Below are 18,560 nucleotides of genomic sequence, written 5' to 3'. Positions count from 1 at the left end.
GTACGATCTGCCAAATGCGAGGCAGGATAACGGGTTACGCGGGGGCTGAACAGCCTTTGCTGTGGTTCAGGCCTTGATATCGACCAAAGCACCGCGCCCGTCGGCACCGCCACCACTTCCCGTTGCGGCGGTGGTGCCGGTTTGCAGCACCTGGGCGGCCTGCTGTTCCTGATCGGCATTCTGCTTCAGCTGGCCGGTCTGCAGCTGGCTGCGGGTCTGCAATACATTGACGGCCGAGGCATACCCGGCAGAGGAGCCGACTTCCATCGCAGTAATCCTTTATGGTTCTGGACAGATTATAGGCTGATCCGGGTCCGGGCGCCAGGGGACTTCATCCCAACGTGCTCATGATGGAAAAACATAGCGCATCGCCCTGCGCGTGAATGGTTTTCAGCGCATCCTTGGGCAGGGGGATGCGCTTTTCCCGGCAGTAGGCGACGATCAGCCGTGCCAGCTGATAGCTTTCAACCTCCAACTCCCCGCGCGGACCGCTGACGCCGTCGCTCTGAAGGCGGACAGAGGGCGGGGGCCCTTCCACCACCTGCACGCGCGTGATGCGGCGGCTGGGATCAAACCCCTCCAGCGGCACGGTCTGGAAGACCAGCTTCAGCTCATCGTTAGAGAAAATGATGTGACGGATTTCGGTGATCATGGCTCTCTGCCTCCGGCGCCTCAGCCCGTCTTCTTTTTCTGCCGACGACGGTAAATCGTGCAGGGGTTGATTTCCAACAAAGCCGCAGCGCGGGTTATATTACCACCACAGGCCTGGATTGCCGCATCAATGGCCTCTTCCTCCACCATCCAGAGCGGACGAATATGCCGTTCTGACATTTCCCCAACCGGCGGTGCCGGGGGGGGAGGGGCGGCCACCGGGGCGGTGGGCACCCCGACCAGTGTGGCTGTCGGCGGCAACGACAGGCCCGGAATGCCCAGGCTGCCAAAAGGATTGGCGCCGGCGGCGACCGTGCCCGACGACTGTGCCAGTGGCCCCATCATCGCCGCCCAGCGCGGGTCTTGCAACAAGGGCGGCACGATCATGGTTGGCTTGTTCAGCGGGGGCGGGAACATGAAGGGCTGAATGATGTCGCCATCATTCAGCACCACGACATTGCGCACCACGTTTAACAGCTGACGTACATTGCCGGGCCAGGCATAATTGCGGATGATCTGTTCCGCCTCTGGACTGAAGCCTTTGAAATCTTTCCGCTCCTCCCGGCCAAACTTGGTCAGGAAATGCCGGGCGATCAGCAGGGCATCGTCCCCCCGCTCCCGCAGGGGGGGCAATTCGATGGAAATCACCTGCAGGCGATAGAATAAATCCTCCCGGAAGCGGCCAGCCTGCACCTCGGCATAGGGATCTCGGTTGGTGGCGCAGACGATGCGCACATCCACCGGTTCCAACTTCTCCGAGCCAACCTTCTTCACCATGCCCGTCTGCAGGAAGCGCAACAGCTTGGCCTGCAGCGACAGGTCCATTTCGCCGATTTCGTCCAGGAACAGGGTGCCGCCATCGGCCTGCAGAGTAGCGCCGGAATGATCGGTCGTGGCCCCGGTAAAGGCCCCTTTCACATGGCCGAAAATCTCCGATTCCATCAGATCTTTCGGGATCGCGGCGCAGTTGATGGCAATAAAGGGGCTCCCCGCACGCGGACTGCGCCGGTGAATGGCCTCCGCACAGACTTCCTTGCCGGTTCCACTTTCCCCGGTGATGAAAACGGTGGCCTTGGAGGGGGCCGCCGCGTCGATCAGCCGATAAGCCGCCTGCATGGGGGGAGACGTGCCGATGAAGCCCATAAAGGCACTGCCATCCGGCACTTCCGGTTTGCTGTCGGCTTTCGCTGCCTTGGTCGGGCGCCTGGCCGGGCCTGGCTTTTCATCTGCCGGGCGGGTTGCCAGGGCTGCGGTCACGGCGCTGCGCAATCGCTCAGTGCCCACCGGCAACAGCAGCACATCGCTGGCACCGGCCCGCATCGCCTCCACCGCCACTTGCACAGAACCCTGTGCTGTCAGTGCAATGGCCCGCGCGGCGCTGCCAGCGGCCAGCAGGTCGTGCAACAGATCCGTCCCCGACTGGTCCGGTAACTGAAGATTGACGAGTACCAGGTCAGCCCCGGTGACCGCCAGGGCCCGCTTGGCAGCGGCAGCCGTATCCACAACGGAGATGTTATGACCATCCCGCTTCAGGGCATTAACATAAGCCAATGCCAGGGAAGGGGCAGGTTCGATAACAAGAAGATGAAGGCTGCTGTTATTCATCGCTGATATTGTCGCTGCTTTCCATGCGGATGGCAATGGCAATATTGCAACCTGCGACAGTGTTCTGCAAAATGCAGCGAATACGCGCCGACTGCCCGATCTGGAAACGGTGGCACGCAGGGCTGGCGCGGAAATTGCTTGTGCCCCTGGAGGCAATCTCCTCTCCGAGGATTGCCCGCTGGCGTGGACGCTCCATTCCTGCCAGTTCATACCCAGGAAGCCGGCTTCTGTGCTGCCGGGCCCATTTTTCGGTTCAGGGTGAAAGCACCACCTTGATACGGCGCGGATGGCCAATACCATTCGCGCCGTCTTTTCCAGCTGCCGGCTATGGCATGGCATAGCGGAAAAATTTACCCAGGAAATGAAAGCCGATCGGCAAAAATTGCCGAGCGGTATGGGCCACGCTGGAAAATCATGTCCCCTGTGGAGGCTGCCGCCGCCAATTGGCGGTATGGCCGGCATTGTGCTGGGCAATGTCATCCGCTCACCATCTGCCGTGGATTGCAAAACCAGACGGACATGGGCAATGACCGCCAGGCCCTTACAAACTCGGTGCCTCGGTCGATGGTGATGCTGTGTCGGCATCCCTCCGTGACGTCCATACCGGCGGACCCTGCCTATCCGACAGGTGGCCATTATGACCGGTGTTAATTGAAGAAAGTTCATCCAAGGAATTAGCTTTCCCACAGGCAAACGTCCGGTTCACAGGCTTTAAGCGAGCATTTTCTCAGATCGGGAAAGTGTGTGATCTCGCTAGACCAAATAACGGCTAGCCGCCAATAGACGGGAAATTGGTACCGGAAAGTAAGCCATTCGAAACGATGGAAAAATTCAAGGGGGCTTCATGTACCGTTCCAAGGTTATTGCGCTGACCACCTCAGCGGTGGTTGGTTCCCTCGCTCTCTCCGCTGCCATTCCCATGCTTGTCCACGCAGCCGAAGGGGAACTGACGCTGGATGAGATCATCGTCACCGCGCGTAAGCGCAAGGAAGACATCCAGACGGTACCGATCTCCATCCAGGCGCTGTCAGCCGACGAACTGGCTGCCAAGAACATCACCACCCTGACCGATCTGGGCAACACGACCCCCGGCATCACGGTGAGCAACATCACCGGTGGCACCTTCACCAATATCTACGTGCGTGGCCTGGCGCCGGCCAATTCCTCCACCGATCTGAACGTGGAGGCCAATGTTGGCTTGTTCATTGACGGCATCTATCAGACCAGCCGCAATGCCGCCGACATTCTGTCGGTTGTGGATGTCGCGCAGGTTGATGTCGTGAAGGGTCCGCAGAGCGCGCTTTATGGCCGTTCCACCTTTGCCGGTGCCGTCGGTTTCACTACAGCCCGCCCGAGCGACGTGGCCGAAGGCAAGGTCAGCGTCACCGTCGGCAAGAACGGCGATTATCGCGGCAAGGTCTCGCTGTCCAAGCCGATCATCGAGGATAAGCTGGCGGCCTCCATCTCTGCTGCCTATCAGACCTATGACGGCGAGTTCGACAACGCCTTCAACCCGCAGGACAAGCTGGGCGGCTATGAGAAGCGGGGCGTCTCCGGCTCGCTGCTGTTCACGCCGACCGAGAATTTCACGGCCACCTTCACCGGTTTCGCCATGAAGACGACTTCGGAGATGCCGGGCTTCTCGCTGAACCCGCTGTCCAGCCACAATTGCGGCGCCTTCAACGCGCCGACCCAGGCCTATATGCTGTATTGCGGCAGCATTCCGACCAACCTGCCGATCGACGTCACCAGCAGCCTGCCGGAAAGCTATTCCAAGGCCCGCCAGGGTGCGCTGGAACTGGAATATAAGTTCGAGGATTTCTCGATCGTCAGCGTGACCGGCATCTCCGCTTCGGAAGTGTCCGGCGTCAATGATGCCGATGTCTATGGCAATGGCGCGCTCTATGGCGTCTGCACTGTCGGCAGCACCTGCGGTGCCGCCGCTGGCACCTATACCCGCACGGTGCTGGCTAACTCCATGATCAACAGCACCGATCAGGTGGTGACCAAGAGCCAGGAACTGCGCATCCAGTCGCCGGACAGCAACCGCCTGCAATGGCTGGGCGGCCTGTTCTTCTTCCAGTCCAATGTGGACAGCAAGACCTATGCCGGCACCAGCGCGCCGGGTCTGGCCACCAACGAACGTCTGGTCCAGATTCTGCCGGGCAACCCCGTCGGTACGGGGCCCATGGCAGCGCTGGCCAATCCCGGTCTGGTCTACGACCCGTCCGTGGTCCAGCGTCTGGCCAACATGAACTACAAGCAGAACATCACCCGGTCGGTGTTCGGCTCGCTGGGCTATGAGGTCATCGACGGTCTGCGCGTGGCGGCCGAAGGTCGCTACAATATCGACAACAAGACCGACCGTTGCGTCATGACCTATTTCAACGCCTTCGGTCCCTGCGTGGCCGGCCAGCCGTTCCGGGGCGAGTTCAAGAGCTTCACCCCGCGCTTCACGGTTGATTACAAGGCCACGGATGACATCTTCCTGTTCGCGTCGGCCGCCAAGGGCGTGCGTTCGGGTGGTTTCAACTCGCTGGCCGGGCTGACCGATGCAGAGAAGACCTTCGACGAAGAAGAGAACTGGACCTATGAAGCGGGCGTGAAGTCGTGGCTGCTGGACCGCCGCGTCATGCTGAACGCCTCTGTCTTCCATGTGGACTGGAAGAACCTGCAGCTTTCCACCTTCTCGCCCAACGCGTCGGTTGCCCAGGCCATCATCATGAATGCCGGCAATCTGAAGACGAACGGCGTGGAAGTGCAGACGGAGGTCAAGGCCACCGACATCATCTCCTTCGGCGGTTCGGTCACCTATTCCGATCCGAAATATGGTTCGGGCACCTATGATCCGGCCTATTCGTCCCAGTGCGGCAACCCGTCCACGGTCTGCACCATGGTCACGATCCCCGGCCGTGGCATCCAGGCCTCGATCGAGGGCAACCGCCCGGCCCGTTCGGTGAAGTTGCAGTATAACCTGCACGCCAGTGCCAATGTTCCTGTCTCTGCCGACTGGACCCTGTCCGGCCGCGTGGATGTGAACTACACAGGCCCGACCTATACCAACAGCCTGAACGTCACCTCCTTCGGCGAACGCACGCTGACCAATCTGCGTCTGGCCTTGGAAAGCGATACCTATTCCATCGCCGCCTGGGTCACCAATCTGACCAACGAGGATTACAACGCCAACATCATCCAGCAGCCGCGTAACTATTCCGTCAGCACGCAGCGCATTATGGAAGTTTATCATGGTGAAGGCCGCCGCTTCGGCGTAACGGCGTCCGCCAAGTTCTGATTGGATGCGTGAATGTTCCCCTCGGCACCATCGCCGGGGGGAATTCCTTTTGGCCAACATTGGAAGATCGGGCGCCATGACCAGTAAATTCGCTTCCCCGCTCCTGTCCCGTCGCGCCGTGGTGAGGGGCCTTGTGGCCGCCGCTCCGCTTGTCGTCGCCTCCCGCGGCTGGGCCGCCGGTCCGTCTGAGGTCGATGTCGTTGTCGTGGGCGGGGGTCTTTCCGGCCTGAACGCCGCCTCCATCCTGGAAGGCCAGGGGCTGACTGTACAGGTTGTTGAGGCATCCGACCGTGTTGGCGGCCGTCTGCGCACCTTGCGCACGGAAGGCTATCAGGCCGAGGTCGGGGCCAGCGAGGTTGGCCTGCTTTATGGTCGCGTGCGCGATGCCTGCGGGCGCCTGAATGTCGGCCTGACCACCGATGGCCTCAAGGGCACCGATTTCATGATCAATGTCGATGGCAGCACCGTGTTGCCGTCTGAATGGACTAAGTCCCCGGTCAACAAGACAAGGGGGCGGGAGCGCGAGTTCCCCCCCTTCATCCTGCAGAACCGGTTGATGTTCGACTGGCTGCCCTTCAAGCAGACCAATGCCTGGCTGCAGCCCGAGAACATGGTCTATGACATCTCCGCGGCCGAACTGATGCGGTCCAAGGGTGTGTCGGAAGCGGCGATCCGGCTGGCTGATATCGACCTGAACGGCGCCAGCCTGGAAAGTGTGTCGTCCCTGTCCATTTTCCGCGACATGGCCCGCGCCCAGATCGAAGGCTTCAAGGACCCCAACAAGCCGCAATATGGCGGCCCGACCAGTGCCGCCGACCGCGCCTATATCATGGGCGGGTCCGATATGCTGCCAAAGGCCATGGCCGCCGCACTGAAAACGCCTGTGCGCCTGAACAGCCCCGTCGTTGCCGTCGATCAGACCGATGACAAGGTGAAGGTGCTGCTGTCGAATGGCGATGTCCTGACCTCCCGCTTCCTGGTGATGGCGGCCCCGTTCAGCGCCGTATCCCGCATCCGCTTCACGCCGGGCCTGCCGGACAATCAGGCCGATGCCATCGCCGGTGCCCGCTATTCCGCCACGACGCAGTTCCACTTCACCATCAAGAAGCCCTTCTGGGAGAAGGACGGGCTGCCGCCGTCGATCTGGTCCAACAGCGCCTTCGAACGCGCCTTTGCGATGAGGAACGCCAAGACCGGCGTCATCGACAGCCTGATCGTCTGGGTGAATGGCGACGGTGCCACCCGCTGGGACGACCGCGACACCAACAAGCAGGTGGAACTGGTGCTGGGAGATCTGGCCCGCCTGCGTCCATCCATTGCCGGCGCTCTGGAATACAAGTTCGGCTATAGCTGGGGCCGCAATCCGTTTGTGGGCGGCAACAAGCATTATTTCGCGCCCGGTCAGGTCAAGCGTTTCGCCGCCGACATGGGCAAGCCAGCCGGCCGCATCCATTTCGCCGGCGAGCATCTGCGCCGCCTGGAACATGGCATGGAAAGCGCCATGGAAACGGGTGAAGCCGCCGCCATGGAGATCCTGGAAAAGATCTGATGTTCATTCGGCACCTTCCAGCCGCTCTTTGGTCGGCACCGTAATCACCATTTTGAAGCGCGAGAAGGGATCGCTGGCCTTCTCGCGTTTGATCCTCACCCTCGCAAGCCGGAAGGCTGGAGAGGGTGAGGAAACCACCCTGGATAAATTCTACCTGAACTGAGGACACGGCCTGCCCGTAACGCGGGCTGTGACCGTTCTTCCCTGCCTGCAGGAACCGCCCCGAAGATCGACATCCACACAGCGGTCAAATGGGGAAGCGGACGATGGTCGCCGTCCGTCATTCCGGTACTGCTGGGATCAATATTTGACCGCTTCCAGAACAAGGGGGATGCGATGGGTTATCGCTTGGGCGTCGATGTGGGGGGTACCTTCACCGACCTGCTGCTGTTTAATGATGCGACGGGCGCCTTCTGGCGGCACAAAACCCCGTCCACCCCGGCCGACAGTTCCGTCGGTATCCTGAATGGCGTCACCGCCATTTGTGAGAAGGCGGGGATCACGCCGGCCGATGTGGAATTCTTCCTGCACGGCACCACGGTCGCCACCAATGCCGTGCTGGAAGGCAAGGGCGCCAAGGTCGGCCTGATCGTCACCGAAGGCTATCGCCAGATCATGCAGATCGCGCGCTCCTTCGTGCCCGGCGGTCTGGCCGGTTGGATCGTCTGGCCAAAGCCGGAACCGCTGGCCCGGCTGGAAAACACGTTTGAGATCAAGGGCCGCATGAACGCCCAGGGCAGCGAACTGCGCCCGGTCGATGACGACAATATCCGCGCCGCCCTGCTGAAGCTGAAGGAAAAGGGCGTGGAGGCGGTCACCGTCTCCCTGATCAACGCCTATCTGAATGGCGCGCATGAAAAGCGCGTGGGTGAGCTGGCGGCGGAGATTCTGCCCGGCGTGCCAGTGTCGCTGTCTCACGAAGTCCTGCCGGAAATGCAGGAATATGAGCGCACGCTGACCACCGTGGCCAACGCGTCGGTCCGTCCCATCGTCGGCCGTTATGTCCGCAACCTGCGTGAAAAGCTGAAATCGAGCGGCTTTGCCGGTTCGCTGTCGCTGCTGCGTTCCGATGGCGGCCTGATGTCGTCGGAAAAGTCGGAAGAACATCCGGTCTCCCTGCTGATGTCGGGTCCGGCTGGCGGCGTGACGGGCGCCCTGTGGGTGGGCGCCAATTCCGGCATCCGCAACATCCTGACCCTGGATGTGGGCGGTACGTCGACCGACGTGGCCCTGATTGAAAATCTGGACCCGCGCCGCGTGCGCACCACCGAAGTGGGCCATCTGGCCGTCCGCGCTTCTTCGCTGGATGTGAAGACGGTGGGTGCCGGCGGCGGTTCCATTGCCTATGTGCCGGAACTGACCAAGGCGCTGCGCGTCGGCCCGCAATCGGCCGGTGCTGTGCCGGGCCCCGTGGCCTATGGCAAGGGCGGCACCCTGCCGACCGTGACCGACGCCAATGTCGTGCTGGGTTATCTGCCGGAGGCGCTGCTGGGCGGCACCTTCAAGCTGGACCGCGAAGGGGCCAAGAAGGCGGTGCAGACCATCGCCGACACGCTGGGTATCGACCTGTATGCCGCCGCCCGCGGCATTATCGATATCGTGAACGAGAACATGTTCGGCGCGCTGCGCATGATCTCCGTCCAGCAGGGCTATGATCCGCGTGACTTCGCCGTCATGGGCTTTGGCGGTGCCGGCCCGCTGCATGTCAATGCCGTGGCCCGGCTGATGGGCTCCTGGCCCGCCGTCTCGCCGGTGTCCCCTGGCGTGCTGTGCGCGCTTGGCGATGCCACGACGCGGATGCGCACGGAAACGGCCCGGTCCTTCTCCCGCCGCTTTGACGAGACGGACGAGGCGGAGGTGATTGCGCTGCTGGAATCCATGGCAGCCCAGACCCGCGACGAGCTGAAGGCCGAAGGCATCAAGGACTCAGACATTACTAGCCTGTTCGAAATCGACGTGCGCTATGAAGGCCAAGCCTTCGAGGTGCCGCTGTCCATCGATCCGGAAACCCTGCGCCGCGACGGTCTGGCCGGGGTTACCCGCCGCTTCGATGATGAACATCAACGCCTGTTCACCTTCAACATGCCGTCCCCGCATGAGCTGGTGAACCTGCGCGCCGTGGCCCAGGGCCCCGTGCTGGACCTGCCGGCCGCCGAATTGCCGAAGGGCAATGGCGACCCGGTGGCGGCCAAGATCCGCGACCATGAATTGTGGATGGATGGCAAGATGGTGCCGGCCGTCATCTATGACCGATCCCGTCTGAAGGCCGGCGACCTGATCCCGGGTCCGGCCATCGTCATCGAAATGGACAGCACGACGCTGATCGAGGCCGGCTGTGACGGCTTGGTCGACCGCGTCGGCAATATCCTGATCAACCCGCGCTGAAGGGGAGTGTGATCCATGGCCGCAAAGATCATCCAGACCAATGACGCTCCCTTCAACAAGGTCAGCATCGACCCGGTGACGCTGGAAGTCATCGAAAACGCTCTGCGCAATGCCCGCATCGAAATGGACGCGACGCTGGTGCGCACGGCCATGTCGCCCGGCATCCGCGAACAGGGCGACGCCTTCCCCCTGATCGCCGACCGCACGGGCCAGATGGTGGTGGGGCAGTTCGGCTCCTATATCGGGCCCTTCCTGGACGGGTTCGACGGCACGGTTGAAGAAGGCGACATGATCCTGCTGTCCGACCCCTATTCGGTCGGCGGCGCCATCAGCCATCTGAATGACTGGCTGGTGCTGTTGCCCGTGTTCAAGGATGGCCGCCTGATCGCCTATACCTCCATGTTCGGGCACCAGTCCGACATTGGCGGTAAGGTCGTCGGCTCCATGCCCATCGACGCCACCTCGATCTTCGAGGAAGGGGTGCGCATCCCGCCCGTGAAGATCTATTCCAAGGGCGTCTATAATGCCGACGTGATCAAGCTGATCATGGCCCAGACCCGCAAGCCGGACTGGTGCACAGCTGATCTGAACGCCCTGATCGCATCGTGCCGCGTGGCCGCCCGCCGCGTGGTGGAGATGTGCGAGCGGTTTGGCGACGATGTCTTCGCCGCCGCCACCGACGAGCTGCTGGCCCGCAATTACCGCGCCATGAAGCAGCTGATCGCCAGCTCCATCAGCGAGGAGAAGGTCAGCTTCGAGGATTATATCTGCGATGACGGTATGGGCTATGGCCCCTACAAGATCCGCTGCACCATGCACCGCGAAGGCGAAATCGTGGTGCTGGATTTTGACGGCACCGACCCGCAGAGCCAGGCCTCGATCAATTTCTTCCTGAATGAAAACATGCTGAAGATGTTCTTCGGCATTTACATGATCATGGTCTTCGACCCGCAGGTGCTGTTCAATGACGGCTATTACGACCTGATCCGGGTGAAAATTCCCGAAGGCTCCCTGCTGAAGCCGAAATTCCCGGCAGCCCTCTCGGGCCGTACCCACGCGCTGGGCCGCCTGTTCGACATTATGGGCGGGTTGCTGGGCCAGAAGACGCCGGAATTCCTCAACGCGGCCGGCTTCTCCTCCTCCCCGCATCTGTTCTATTCGGGTTATGACGCCAAGGGCCGCTGGTTCCAGCTGTTCCAGATCGGCTTCGGCGGCATCCCCGGCCGTCCGCTGGGTGACGGGCCGGACGGGCATTCGCTGTTCCCCGGCTTCACCAACGTGCCCAACGAGTTCCTGGAGCGGTATTTCCCGCTGGTCATCGAACGGTACGAGACGGTGGCCGACAGCGGCGGGGCCGGGCTGCATCGCGGCGGCAACGGCATCATCATGTCCTATCGCTTCCTGGCCGCCGGTACTATCGCCATCCATGATGACCGCTGGTTCACCCCGCCCTGGGGTGTGAATGGCGGCGAACCCGGTGCGCGCGCCCGCAAGATCCTGGAGAAGCCCGACGGCACCCAAACCGTTGTCGGCAACAAGCTGGAAAACCTGACGGTGGAAGAAGGCGACATCCTGCACTTCATCACCTGGGGTGGTGGTGGCTGGGGCGACCCGCTGCTGCGCGAGCCGAAGCTGCTGGAGGTCGAGCTGGAGCGCGGCCTGGTTACGGCGGAAGGCGCCAAGCGTTATGGCGTCGTGCTGGTGGACGGCAAGGTCGATGAAGCCGCGACGGAAGCGCTGCGGGCCAAGATGCGGGCGGAACGCGGTCCGGTGACGGAAGTGTTCAATTTCGGTCCCGACATCGACACGCTGCGCGCCAACAGCCTGGCCGAAACCGGCCTGCCGGCACCGAAGGCACCGGTGAAGCTGGCGCATTTCGCGGCCTGATGCCAAACGCACCTCGGTGCGTTTAAACCAAGGCGGCATCTGCCGCCGCCGGGCGAGGGTCCTCTCGCCCGGCGATTGAGAAAACACAAAATCTCCCTTGCGCGGTCACGTGCAAGGGAGATTTCGTGTTTGCAAGGCGCCTGCTTCCGTCGCCTTGCAACCCACTGAATATTGCTTTCTCTGTCCTGTCGGTCGTCCTGCAACAAGGGCGGGCCAAACGTATCAAACTGTCCGTTCACCGGGGACCAACTCCCCCGGATCGGTGATGCTTGCCTGTTGCTACCGATTGAAAGGCCCCGGACATTCCGGCCCAAATATCGGGGTGAAAATATCTACCTGGTGGATATGATGGCGCTTCATCGTTTCCAGGGCGAATTCATCCGCGCGAGATTTGAACCCGGCAAGGAAGGCGGTACAGCGCCTCCTATCCAGAACAAGGGAGTTCCGGGACAATGAGCGGACCTGAATTGACGCGTCGTCAAAGCCTGGGCCTGGCGGCCATGGCGGCCACTGTCGGCGCGGTGGGTATCGGTGCTTCAGCGGCGGCGGCGGGAAGCGCGCCGCCCTTCCAGACGAAGATCGACTTCAAAGACCCGAAATGGAACCGTGACAGCTATGCCCGGCTGGATGCGGATATCGATCCCACGAAGGAAAAAATCGGCTGGTTCCGTGGCAACGTCTATGGCGTGCGCGACAATGAGCCGGTGCGGCCTCTGTTCATCATTGATGGCTTCAGCTTCGTCCGCACCAAGCGTCTTGAGGATGGCTCGTACCGCCGTATGCTGCGTGAGGTTGGTTTCTACCGGGACATCAAGACCGGTGAGATCCTCAAGACCTGGCACAACCCGTATACCAACGAGGATGTGCGGGTCGTGCCCATTGCCAACGATCCGTTCAATTTCACGATCAGCGAATTCCGTCCCCAGCCCCCGTCCTATGGCGGAATGAACAAGGACAAGCCGCCGCCGGAGCCGTTCCTGCTGGATTGGCGCTATGGTCCGGACGATACGGTGATCGTCACCACTGACATCCACATGCTCTATCAGAATGCGTTGCAGCCCGATAAGTGGGTGCGCGAATCGTCGGGCGCGTTCAACCGCGTGTCGGAGATGTTCACCTATGTGATCAAGCGCAAGGATCTGGAGAATCCCAAGCTGACCCACGTGAAGGCTGTGGGCCAGTGGTCGCGCATTACCCCGTGGCTGCCCTGGATGCTGATGGGTCAGGCGCCGGGCCATATCTCCTATTTCTGCTCTTTCGGCGCCTATGACAGCGTGAACGACATCCCGGCCGATATCCGGGAGACCGCACGCGCCATGGACCCCAAATGGCTGGCCGCTCCGACGGAAGATTACGGTCCGTCACTGTCCAGCCTGGAAAACTATGCGCGCGAACAGAAGCCGGCGCCTGTGCCGGCCGGGTGGACACCGCCGCAACCGCCGCCGCCGCGGACGTTGCCGCCAAAGTAATACCAAATTCCCTTGATCGTGACCGATCCAGGGAGATTTCGTGTCCCCTCACGCGCCGGGCGCTGCCTCCGGCAGCTTGGCTTACGCGCCCATGGGGGCGCGGGCCGGCGGTCGCCGGCCTCCAATCCACCTAAAGGTCAACCTTTAGGTGGGGTGGTATAAGTCGGTGCAGGGCGGGCGGGCGATGGTGCCCGCCCGCCCTTTTCGTTTCTGATGTACCGTGACCTTTTCAAGGATCGCCAATGACCACCGCCGTGACCGAAGCCCCCTCCCAACAAGCCGGCCGCCTGGGCCTTGTCTCGCAGGTCGGCTATGGTGCCGGACAGGTGGCAGGCCAGGTGTTCCGCGATGTGCCGTCGCTGCTGCTGCTGTTTTTCATGACGACGGTGCTGGGGATTGAACCGGCGCTGGCCGGTGTGGCGATCTTTGTGCCGAAACTGGTCTGGGGTGTTGGGTGCGACATGCTGGTCGGCGTGCTGTCTGACCGCTGGAAGCACCGGTTCCATCGCCGCTGGTGGCTGCTGGCCGGGGTTGTGGGTTCGCCCATGGCCTTTCTGCTGCTGTTTCATGTGCCGGCTGACCTGTCCATGAATGGCCGTATCGTCTATGTGGCGGCCGCCTTCAGCCTGTACATGGCGGTTTTTGCCAGCTTTTCCGTTCCCTATCTGGCCATTGCCGGCGAATTGTCGGACGATCCGCACCAGCGGACGGTGCTGATGGCCTGGCGGCTGGTCTTCACCGCCGCCGGCGTGTTGATCGGCGGGGCGGTGGCACCTGGGGTGGTTCAGCATCTGGGCGGTGGGCAGCCGGGATATGAGGGCATGTCCCGTGTTCTGGCAATTATCTGCCCCATCTCCCTGCTGATCGCCTTTTTCGGGGCCGGGCGTGCGGCGCGGCAGGCGGGCCGGTCGCCAGCCCCTGCCACCGGCTCCCGCATGACCTTTGGCGCCGCAATCTCCGTACTGGCCGCGCCGCGCTTCTCGGTGTTGCTGATGTCCAATCTTCTGCAATTGATCGGGTCGGGCATGGCGTACGCCTCCATGCTTTATTTCCTGACCTACAATATGGGGCAGGGGGCCGGCGCGCTGCAGCTGATCGGCGGCCTGATCGTCGCCGTCTGCGCCGGAATCATCGTGGCCCAGCCCATGTGGGTGGCCCTGGCCAAGCGCGTGGGCAAGAAGCCGGTCTATGTGCTGTCCGCCATCGGTTATGGCGTCAGCTATATCGCCTGGTCGCAGAATGCCCAGTCCGGCATCTTTGTCGCTTATGTGTTTTGCGTCGTGGCCGCTCTGTTCAATTCCGGCTGGGCCCTGCTCAGCTTTTCCATGATGTCCGATATTGCGGGTGAGGATCGGGCCAATGCCGGGCTCTATTCCGCCGCCTGGGTGGCGGTGGACAAGATCGGCTTCGCCCTGGGCGGCACGCTGCTGGTGGGCCTGGTATTGTCGGGCTTCGGTTTCGATGTTGCCCGGTCCATGGCGGGGCTGCCGCAGGAACCCCGCGCCCTGACCGGCGTCATGTTGGCTTTCGGGGTGTTCCCCGGTCTATTCAATCTGCTTGCGGCGGCTCTCTATGGCCGATTTGGTCGTCACTGACAGGGCTGGAAAGCAGAAGGGGCGGCGGCTTTACGATGGCTGCCGCACGGACCGGTCTGCTCCGCAATCTCCCGCCAGCGGCTCACGGCGTTGCGCCGTATCGGCGTATGCGGTCGATTGGAACCTTCAAAGCATAGTCTATCCATCAGGTGGATACAAAATCACGGTTTCTGCCCCGGACGCTGCCGAATATTGGCATCATGCCGCCCATGATATTCGACAGGTGGAGGGGGGTATGGAAAAGGGTGTGCCAATCCGTGCGATCAGCCGGGCCATCGCGGCTTTGAAGGCCATTAACCGGCAAGGGTCGCTGACCATGATGGAAATTGCCCGGTCGGCGGAGGTGCCCTATCCGACGGCCTGCCGTCTGGTTCAGACCCTGGTCTATGAAGGGCTGGTGGAGCAGGAGCCCGATCGTAAGCGGTACAGACCCACAGCGATGGTCCAGTCGCTGGCCTATGGTTTTCAGGATGATGACCGGCTGGTGGAGATCGCACGGCCGCTTATCGTGTCGCTGACGCGCCGTATCGGCTGGCCCATCTCCATTGCCTCCCGCGTCGGGCGCAACATGATGTTGCGCGACAGCACCCACGCCAACACGGCGCTGACCTTCGAACGGTATTATCCGGGCTTCACCCTGCCGATACTGGACAGCGCGTCAGGCAAGCTGTCGATGGCTTTTACCCAGGATGAGGAGCGCGAGACGCTGTTGCGTTGGATGAAGGTATCGCGGGAGGTGGACCCCGAATATCTGAAGGCCGCTCGTGCCGCGCTGAATGTTGAACGAATCCGCTCGCAGGGCTACGCCGTGCAGGGGCGCAACCATCATAACCTGACCCCCGGCAAGACCTCCTCCGTTGCTGTGCCCATCTTTCTGGGCGAGAATTTCAAGGCGGCGATGACGATGATCTTTTTCGCCTCCGCGATGAAGGTGGAGACGGCGCTGGATCGTTACTTGGACGACCTGAAGGGTACGGCCGAGACGATCAGCGCAGAGCTGACCCAGGCGGCAATGCAGAACCAGCGCTAGGACATGCTCACCCGGCTTGCGGGTCCAGTTCCATCGACTGCTTCATTTCGCGCAGCCGGGCGCCCTTTCCCCTGCTGGCCGCTGCATTGGCTACCTGTTTCCAGGAACCCCAGGGGTTGCGATACGCAGGAAACTGCCGAACTTGTCCACCCTGTGGCCGGCCGGGGACGGTTGCATCGACGCGCTGGGTGGTCTGCGCCCAAATAAACACGCGGTGCGGCGCGCTGTTTTGTGCAGGCACAGACCAGTCAAACCATGGAAATCATGAAGGAAAGCGACGCCTTCACGCGGAAGAAGCGCCAGACTGACACCGCTGTCATGACGTGACCACCCATCCAGAACAAGGGATATGAAATGCAGGGTGAAGGCAAGGACAGTCGTGGCTGGCGCAAGGTGTTCGGGGTGCTGGGGCCTAGCACGAACACCATTGTGCAGCCCGATTTCGACGATATGCGCCCTCCCGGCGTGACCAATCACTATAGCCGGATCATTGTGTCGAACGCCCAGGCGATCAGTGACGAGACGTTTCTGGCCGGTACGCAGGAGATCGCCGACAACACTGTTGATGCCGTTAAGTCGGTGATGACGTGCGATCCCGATTATCTGATCATGGGTATGTCCGCCATCACCTTCTATGGAGGAGCGGAAGGGGCAGCAAAGTTCCGCCGGCAGATCCGGGAGATCAGCGGGCTCTATCTCTCCACCGGCTCGGAATCCCTGGCAGCCGCCATCGCTGCCTATGGCGGGGTGAAGAAGGTAGCCTTCGTGTCGCCCTATTATCCCGTGGCCAACGAGCAGGTCCGTCACTTCCTCTCCGATTATGGGTATGAGACGGTACGCGATGTGCCGCTGCAGTGCGCGTCCTGGACTTCCGTCGCCCGTGTCGGCACGAACCGGCTACGCGACGTGCTTAGCCAACTGGATGGCGACGATGTGGATGCCATTCTGCAGGTTGGGACCAACCTGTCGATGGTAAAGCTGGCGGCGGCTGCCGAGACCTGGCTGGGCAAACCGGTCATCGCCATCAATACAGCGACATACTGGCACGCGCTGCGCGCCAACGGCATTCAGGACAAGGTATATGGCTTCGGTCGCCTGCTTGAGGAATTCTGATTGATGCTGTGGTAGCAGGATGGTTGCAGGGTGGCGGCGAAGCCCGGTATGGTGCGGGCATCTTGCTGGCCTTGTGTGGTGACTGCTGTTCCTGCGCGACTTGTCATGTGCAGGCCGATCCGTTATTTGCCGACAAGCTGCCCCCCCCCGTCAGCGAGAACGATCTTCTTGACAGCGCCGATTATCGGACTGCTATGTCGCGCTTATCCTGCCAGTTGACGGTAAATGCCGGGCTGGAAAGGCTACGGATAATCATCGCGCCGGACGATTGAACCTGGACGTTGCCGGGCGATATGGGGGGAAGGGGTGCGGGTGATGCAGTCAAGTGATGTGGCGATCGTTGGGGCCGGACATGCGGGTGCACAGCTGGCGCAGGCGTTGCGCCAGCAGCAATTTGCCGGTTCCATAACGATCATCGGCGAAGAAGCCGATCTTCCCTACGAAAGGCCGCCACTGTCGAAGGATTATCTGGCGGGCGACAAGGCATTTGACCGTATGCTTCTGCGCCCTGCCACTTTCTGGGCAGAGCGCGCGATTGACTTCCAGCTTGGCCACCGGGTCATTTCTGTTGATCCGGCCCGGCATGTTGTCACCACAGATGCTGGGGTAGAGCATCGCTATGGCTCCCTGGTCTGGGCGGCCGGTGGCCCCGCCCGGCGCCTGACATGTCCAGGCAGTGAACTGGCGGGTCTTCATACCATCCGTACCCGCGGCGATGTCGATCAATTGAGGGCGGAATTGCCCGATGTCCAACGGGTTGTGGTGGTCGGGGGCGGCTATATCGGCCTGGAGGCCGCTGCCGTTCTGCGGAAAGCCGGGAAGCAGGTGACGCTGCTGGAGGCGCAGGACAGGGTTCTGGCCCGGGTTGCAGGGGCGCCGCTTTCCCGCTTTTATGAGCAGGAACATCGGACACAGGGTGTCGATATTCGTCTGGGCGTGGTTGTGGCAGGGCTTAGCGGGCAGGATGGCCGGGTGACAGGGGTGACGTTGGCCGATGGCACCCTTGTGCCAGCCGATCTGGTCATCGCCGGTATCGGCATCGTGCCGGCGGTAGGCCCCTTGGTGGCGGCGGGGGCAGTCGGCGGCAATGGTGTGGATGTCGATGGGCAATGCCGGACCAGCCTGCCTGATATCTATGCCATCGGTGACTGTGCCGCACAGGTCAGTGCCTATGCTGCCGGGGCGCGGGTGCGCATCGAATCTGTGCAGAACGCTATGGATCAGGCCAACATTGTTGCCCGTCATCTGACCGGCGGCGAGGCCGGGGTGGCTGGCGTGCCGACATTCTGGTCGAACCAGTATGATCTTCGTCTGCAGACCGTGGGCCTGTCGATTGGCTATGATCAGGCGGTTCTGCGCGGGGATCCCGCGACCCGCAGCTTCTCGGTTGTTTATCTGCGCCAAGGCCAAGTGATTGCGCTGGATTGTGTCAATCTCATGCGCGACTTCGTGCAAGGCAAGGCCTTGGTGACCGCCGGGGCCAGGCTGACAGCGGACCAGTTGGCGGATGCGGCCACACCTTTGAAAGGACTGGCTCCGTGAAGCGTGGCCATGGGCGCAGGGAGAACCTGAAGGAATGAAGAATCCTTGCTTGTTGGCATTGATGGCCCTGTCACCAGCCTGACCTTGAGCTGACCCGCTGTTGGCATACCATCCTTTCCGTCTCTGCCCGTTGCACAATCCACGCCGTGCACTCCGCTGAGCCCGGCATAAATGTGGCCTGCCTGACCAGTTGGACACCGTCGGAAAATGGGTTTGGCTCAACGGGAGAATTGCGCTCGCACGATGCTACAGCCACCTGCGTTTAGTCGAACGCAGGTGGCTGTAGATCCGCCCAATAGAGCCGACCTGGCGTATCCCGGTGCGCCAAAAAAAAGCCAGGGTGGCACCGAGCAGCCTGAATTCCGCACGCAGAATTCCCGGAGGTGTCCATCTGATAATGGCGCAGGCGGAGCTGCTGCTTCTGGCAGAACGCCGGATGATC

The 18,560-nt window shown here is 61.8% G+C and carries 13 protein-coding genes; 9 read left to right on the top strand and 4 right to left on the bottom strand.

What is annotated here, in order from left to right:
* Positions 1 to 66 precede the first annotated feature (66 nt).
* From GE253_RS22280 to GE253_RS22265, 4 genes are all read right to left on the bottom strand, one after another.
* Positions 67 to 267, bottom strand: coding sequence for a hypothetical protein (locus tag GE253_RS22280; RefSeq protein WP_153206344.1), 201 nt, complete (start codon positions 265 to 267; stop codon positions 67 to 69).
* A 64-nt stretch (positions 268 to 331) separates the two neighbouring features.
* Positions 332 to 652 (bottom strand): hypothetical protein, encoded by a 321-nt coding sequence (locus GE253_RS22275; RefSeq protein ID WP_153206343.1) that lies wholly within the window; start codon positions 650 to 652, stop codon positions 332 to 334.
* A 20-nt stretch (positions 653 to 672) separates the two neighbouring features.
* Complete coding sequence (locus GE253_RS22270; RefSeq protein ID WP_153206342.1) at positions 673 to 2,256, bottom strand: sigma-54 dependent transcriptional regulator; 1,584 nt, start codon at positions 2,254 to 2,256, stop codon at positions 673 to 675.
* Positions 2,249 to 2,452: a hypothetical protein gene (locus GE253_RS22265; RefSeq protein ID WP_153206341.1), complete on the bottom strand. Its 204-nt coding sequence runs from the start codon at positions 2,450 to 2,452 to the stop codon at positions 2,249 to 2,251. The genes GE253_RS22270 and GE253_RS22265 overlap by 8 nt, the downstream gene beginning before the upstream one ends.
* A 648-nt stretch (positions 2,453 to 3,100) precedes the next feature.
* Between GE253_RS22265 and GE253_RS22260 the strand changes: the two genes are divergently transcribed.
* The 9 genes from GE253_RS22260 (at position 3,101) to GE253_RS22215 (ending at position 18,118) form a co-directional block, all read left to right on the top strand.
* The gene (locus GE253_RS22260; RefSeq protein ID WP_153206340.1) at positions 3,101 to 5,548 is read left to right on the top strand and encodes a TonB-dependent receptor; all 2,448 of its coding nucleotides are present in this window, start codon (positions 3,101 to 3,103) and stop codon (positions 5,546 to 5,548) included.
* Between the two features lie 76 nt (positions 5,549 to 5,624).
* Positions 5,625 to 7,097 (top strand): NAD(P)/FAD-dependent oxidoreductase, encoded by a 1,473-nt coding sequence (locus tag GE253_RS22255; protein WP_173012775.1) that lies wholly within the window; start codon positions 5,625 to 5,627, stop codon positions 7,095 to 7,097.
* Between the two features lie 336 nt (positions 7,098 to 7,433).
* The gene (locus GE253_RS22250) at positions 7,434 to 9,482 is read left to right on the top strand and encodes a hydantoinase/oxoprolinase family protein (protein ID WP_153206338.1); all 2,049 of its coding nucleotides are present in this window, start codon (positions 7,434 to 7,436) and stop codon (positions 9,480 to 9,482) included.
* A gap of 15 nt (positions 9,483 to 9,497) precedes the next feature.
* Positions 9,498 to 11,369: a hydantoinase B/oxoprolinase family protein gene (locus GE253_RS22245; protein WP_089290000.1), complete on the top strand. Its 1,872-nt coding sequence runs from the start codon at positions 9,498 to 9,500 to the stop codon at positions 11,367 to 11,369.
* 452 nt (positions 11,370 to 11,821) lie between these two features.
* Positions 11,822 to 12,838: a DUF1838 family protein gene (locus GE253_RS22240; protein ID WP_153206337.1), complete on the top strand. Its 1,017-nt coding sequence runs from the start codon at positions 11,822 to 11,824 to the stop codon at positions 12,836 to 12,838.
* A 242-nt stretch (positions 12,839 to 13,080) separates the two neighbouring features.
* The gene (locus GE253_RS22235) at positions 13,081 to 14,433 is read left to right on the top strand and encodes an MFS transporter (protein ID WP_153206336.1); all 1,353 of its coding nucleotides are present in this window, start codon (positions 13,081 to 13,083) and stop codon (positions 14,431 to 14,433) included.
* A gap of 235 nt (positions 14,434 to 14,668) precedes the next feature.
* Positions 14,669 to 15,463, top strand: coding sequence for a helix-turn-helix domain-containing protein (locus GE253_RS22230; protein ID WP_153206335.1), 795 nt, complete (start codon positions 14,669 to 14,671; stop codon positions 15,461 to 15,463).
* A 354-nt stretch (positions 15,464 to 15,817) separates the two neighbouring features.
* A complete protein-coding gene (locus GE253_RS22225; protein WP_153206334.1) occupies positions 15,818 to 16,576 on the top strand; it encodes an arylmalonate decarboxylase in 759 nt (252 codons plus the stop codon).
* Between the two features lie 315 nt (positions 16,577 to 16,891).
* On the top strand, positions 16,892 to 18,118 hold the full coding sequence (locus GE253_RS22215; RefSeq protein ID WP_153206333.1) for an FAD-dependent oxidoreductase: 1,227 nt from the start codon (positions 16,892 to 16,894) through the stop codon (positions 18,116 to 18,118).
* Positions 18,119 to 18,560: the final 442 nt, after the last annotated feature.

It is taken from the genome of Niveispirillum sp. SYP-B3756, from assembly GCF_009495745.1.
GTDB lineage: Bacteria > Pseudomonadota > Alphaproteobacteria > Azospirillales > Azospirillaceae > Niveispirillum.
The sequence above is the reverse complement of the archived record's forward strand: the minus strand, read 5'-3'. Positions and strand labels throughout refer to the sequence as shown.